Genomic DNA, 2698 nt, shown 5'->3' on the forward strand with positions numbered 1-2698 from the left:
GGCACTCCTCGCTCGGCTACCTACCCCCAGCCGAGTACGCTCGACAGTGCACCCATCAAATGGAAACCGACGACTCACAGAACGTCCGGACCGAATGAAGGGGGCGGCTCAGGAAGTTTGGGAGTACCCCGAGGCCGCGCTCCGAGAAGCGATCGTGAACGCCATGGTCCACCGAGACCTTTCACCTGCCGCGAGGGGTACGCAGGTACAGATCGAAATGTATCCGAACCGGATTGTTGTCAAGAACCCTGGAGGGCTCTTCGGTCCCGTATCAGTTGAGGATCTAGCCGACGACGGGACGTCTTCGTCGCGTAACTCGTTCCTGCTTAAGATCCTCGAGGACGTAACGCTGCCTGGCGATCCGCGAACCGTATGTGAGAACCGTGGCTCCGGTATCAGAACTATGGTTGAGTCGCTCCGTAACGCGGGCATGTCCGTGCCGCGCTTCGACGACAAAATCGCCTCTTTCGCGGTGACGTTTCCCAACCACACACTGCTGGATGACGAGACCGTCGCATGGATTCAGAGTCTGGGTGAGACCGGACTCACGGACTCTCAGCACACCGGCCTCGCGATGCTCCACAAGAGTGGCTCAATCGACAATCCCACTTATCGCAACGCGACTGGTGTTGATTCACGAGTGGCGACCGCTGAACTACAAGATCTCGTCAGTCGCGAGCTAGTCGAGCAGGTCGGCAGCCGGCGCTGGACAGAGTATCGATTGAGCGGCAGAAGCAGCACTGTCACCAATACACCGGGTGGGAAGCTCCCGCCCCGGGACCGACGCAAACTGATCCTCGACACCATGGGCGAACGCCAGCTGTCCCGAGCCGAGATCATGGTCGCAACGGGGCTCAACAAGCAGGTGGTGATTCATTGGCTACGCGTTCTTCGAGAGGAGCAGCAAGTTCGAATCGTCGGCGATGAGTCACCGCAAAGCCGAAATGTTAAGTATGAGCGCACTTCCGAATCGTGGGGCATCCTCACGCTTGACCTGGGGGGCATCTAGACCGGCCTCACCTGCGAACTCTGGGCGATCCGTCCTGTGCCCGGTTGAGAATCGTGTACACCTTGGAGTCGTGGACGAATCTGTGCAGGAAAGTAAGCCGGTGATCAACCTCGACGAACTCGGCTCCTGGGACGACGATGCGGCACTACACATGATTAGTACCGCCGAACTTGGTTTGCCCGCCGCGTCGGTGGCGGACGACGCCGAGGCAATGGCGCTCGTGAAGGTCTGGAAGCGAGGCCCGTTGGAGTTGCCGTCACCGTCCACGGTGTCTCCTGCAATCATCGATGCCAGCATCCAGGGAGTGCTGCGTAGAGATGTTCTGGAGTTCTACCTGGAACGGCCCGCAAGGACCTTCGACCCTTAGTTGTCTTCGTGGGGCGCCGACGGCCCCCTCGCGGCTCGGCTCGCGGATGGTCGAGTTGTGCTGGTCGATGGAACCTGAGCCGCCCCCTTCATTCGGTCCGGACGTTCTGTGAGTCGTCGGTTTCCATTTGATGGGTGCACTGTCGAGCGTACTCGGCTGGGGGTAGGTAGCCGAGCGAGGAGTGCCGGCGGTGGTGGTTGTACTCGTCCTTCCAGTCGCCGATGATGACCTGCGCGTGCAGCAGCGAGTAGAAGCTGTTGATGTTGAGGCACTCGTCGCGGATCCGGCTGTTGAACGACTCGACGTACCCGTTGCGCCACGGCGAGCCCGGAGGGATGTAGGACAGGCCGGTGCGGGTGCCGGCCCAGTCGGCCATCGCCTCGCTGATGAACTCCGGCCCGTTGTCCGACCTGAGCACCGCCGGGGCGCCCCGGGCGGCGACGAGGTCCTCGAGGTGGGCGGTGAGTCGGTCGGCGGTAATCGAGCGCTCCACGAGGCCGCCGATGCACTCCCGGGTGTGTTCGTCGACGATCGAGCAGATCTTGATCGGTCGGCCGTGCTCGTCGGCGTCGAACTGAAAGTCCACCGCCCACACCACGTTCGGCGCGTCCGCCGTCGGCGCGTCGACGGTCGAGGACCCGACGCGCTTGCGTCGACGCCGCTGCGGGACCCGGAGCCCTTCGTCACGCCACAGGCGTTGGATCTTCTTGTGGTTCACCACCCACCCCTCGGCGCGGGCGTCGTGATACGCCCGCCGGTACCCGTAGCGGGGATGGTCCTTCGCCCAGGCGCGCAGCCACTCCCTGAACGCCCGATCCGGGTCCGCGACCGTGTCGCCCTTGAGCGGTCGCCGATACGCGGAGCGGCTCAGCCCGACCAGACGGCACGCCATCCGTTCGCTCACCCGCAGCTTGCGCTTGAGGTGATCGACGGCGGCGCGGCGCCTGTCCGGGCTTAGAAGTTTCCCTCAGCCAGCTCCTTGAGCGCGGCCTTCTCCAGCTCCGCTTCCGCGAGCAGACGCTTCAGGGTCGCATTCTGCTTCTCCAGCTCCTTCAGGCGCTTTGCGTCGTCGGCCTTGAGGCCGCCGTACTGGTTCCGCCACCGGTAGTACGTCTGCTCGGACACCACGAGCTCCCGGCACACCGCCGCGACGTCCTGACCGTCGGCGAGCATCCTGTCGGCCTGCCCGAGCTTACGGACGACCTGCTCCGGGGTGTGACGCTTCCTGCTGTTCGTCATGATCTGACCAGTCTCCCTGCCCGCGACCGCGGACAACAGGACGACTCTCATAACGACTGGACCTACGAAACGGGGTCAGCCCA

The 2698-nt window shown here is 63.5% G+C and carries 3 protein-coding genes; 2 read left to right on the top strand and 1 reads right to left on the bottom strand.

Annotation, left to right across the window (positions count from 1 at the left end; all coding sequences use genetic code 11):
* Positions 1 to 163 precede the first annotated feature (163 nt).
* Positions 164 to 1009, top strand: coding sequence for an ATP-binding protein (locus QQZ13_RS09635; RefSeq protein ID WP_284528824.1), 846 nt, complete (start codon positions 164 to 166; stop codon positions 1007 to 1009).
* 70 nt (positions 1010 to 1079) lie between these two features.
* Entirely contained in the window at positions 1080 to 1376 is a 297-nt protein-coding gene (locus tag QQZ13_RS09640; protein ID WP_284528823.1) for a hypothetical protein, read from the top strand.
* Between the two features lie 88 nt (positions 1377 to 1464).
* On the opposite strand, the gene QQZ13_RS09645 is transcribed toward QQZ13_RS09640, so the two are convergent.
* Positions 1465 to 2615 (bottom strand): IS3 family transposase gene (locus QQZ13_RS09645; protein WP_087132324.1). Its coding sequence is split into 2 segments (ribosomal slippage): positions 1465 to 2345 and positions 2345 to 2615, totalling 1152 coding nucleotides; the frame shifts between segments, so codons are not numbered across the junction.
* Between the last annotated feature and the right edge of the window lie 83 nt (positions 2616 to 2698).

The organism is Microbacterium sp. T2.11-28, from assembly GCF_950097975.1.
Lineage (GTDB): Bacteria > Actinomycetota > Actinomycetes > Actinomycetales > Microbacteriaceae > Microbacterium.

Excerpts from the sequence above, each read along its gene's own strand:
- QQZ13_RS09635 (WP_284528824.1), top strand. The coding sequence starts at position 164 with ATGGTCCACCGAGACCTTTCACCTGCCGCGAGGGGTACGCAGGTACAG.